Source organism: Streptomyces sp. 13-12-16 (assembly GCF_002114215.1).
GTDB lineage: Bacteria > Actinomycetota > Actinomycetes > Streptomycetales > Streptomycetaceae > Streptomyces.
Genome location: NZ_NCTE01000496.1, coordinates 1 through 1,270, shown reverse-complemented (window position 1 = coordinate 1,270; position 1,270 = coordinate 1). Strand labels below are relative to the sequence as shown.

Annotated in this window: 1 protein-coding gene; it reads right to left on the bottom strand. The window is 71.4% G+C overall.

The features are described 5' to 3' along the window. Positions 1-73: 73 nt before the first annotated feature. Positions 74-1,138, bottom strand: a complete 1,065-nt coding sequence (locus B7767_RS19555) for a glycoside hydrolase family 26 protein (RefSeq protein ID WP_256923491.1) — start codon at positions 1,136-1,138, stop codon at positions 74-76. Positions 1,139-1,270: the final 132 nt, after the last annotated feature.

Genomic DNA, 1,270 nt, shown 5'->3' with positions numbered 1-1,270 from the left:
GCTCGCGCTCCGCGGCGGACGGACCGTCCCGCCCGGCCACTGAGCGGCCGGGCCGGACGGGGCACCACTCAACTCAACGGGGCGGCACGGGCTGCTGGAAGTACTCGTCCCGCCCCGCTTCCCGGTAGCCCTCCAGCCCCGGACCGGTGTTGACGGTCAGATCGCACTCGGGCCTCTCCGACGTCGGCCGGTTCCAGTGCACCAGGGCCTTCACCTCCGGCAGTCTCCTCACGGCGCCGGGGATCGCGGTGTACCAGTCGCGCTGGCGCCCCGGGTCGTCGGCGTCGGGCGCGGTGGCGAACTCCGCGAGCATCACCGGTCTGTCGTCGGTGATGTTCGCGCGCAGCCATTCGTAGCTGGGCCGCTGGCTGCGCAGGAAGTCCTTCCAGTCGGTGGTGTCGTGGCAGCCGTAGTAGTTGTACTGGTCCATCGCGATCCAGTCGACGTACTCGTCCCCGGGGTAGAGGGCCTTCATCTCCTTCGCGCTGCCGAGGTAGCCGGAGACGGTCCACACCCACACGACGTTGTCGGCGCCCAGTTCACGGAACCGGTCGTGGAGGTGGCGGTACGCCGCGACGAACTCCTCCGGGGTGCCGGCGCCCTCCTTGATGCGGGCGTCGGTCTCCTGGTCGAAGGAGAAGAAGACGCGTTTGCCGTAGGCCTTGAGGCGCCGGATCTGCGGGTCGATGACCTCCTCGTCGTACTTCCCCGAGGCGATGTTCTTCCAGCCGAGCTGGGTCTCCGTCCAGTTCTCGTGGTGCGGCTCGGTCCAGACGGTGGACTCCCAGGCCAGCATGAGCAGCCGGTCCTCGCCGAGCTCCTGCTCGTCGGGGGTGAGCAGTTGCCCGTCGAGCTCGGTGCCCGACATGTCGTGGTAGTTGTAGACGAGGTCGAGCCTGCGGCCGATCCGCTCCTCGAAACCGAGCACGGCGTCCTTGAGCGAGCCGTTCGCCGCGTACGGCACGTACGCCCCCCACCAGGCGCCGCAGGGCGGAACCAGGGTGTCAGTGGGGGCGCAGGGGCCGGTGGGCAGTTCGCCGGAGGCCGCGTTGCCGGGCAGGCCCCGGCCGGAGGGGTCCGCGTCGTCGGGACGGCCGGCCCAGAATCCGAGCCCGGTCAGCAGCGCGGCGACCGTCACCAGGACGACCGCCGTGTGACCGCGCCTCGCGCGCACCGCCTCCTTCAGCCCGCGCCACCTGGACCGCTCGCGTGGCTCGCGCAGCCGGTGCGGCCCCGTCACGTGCCACCGCCGTCCGCGGGCCTGCGCCTG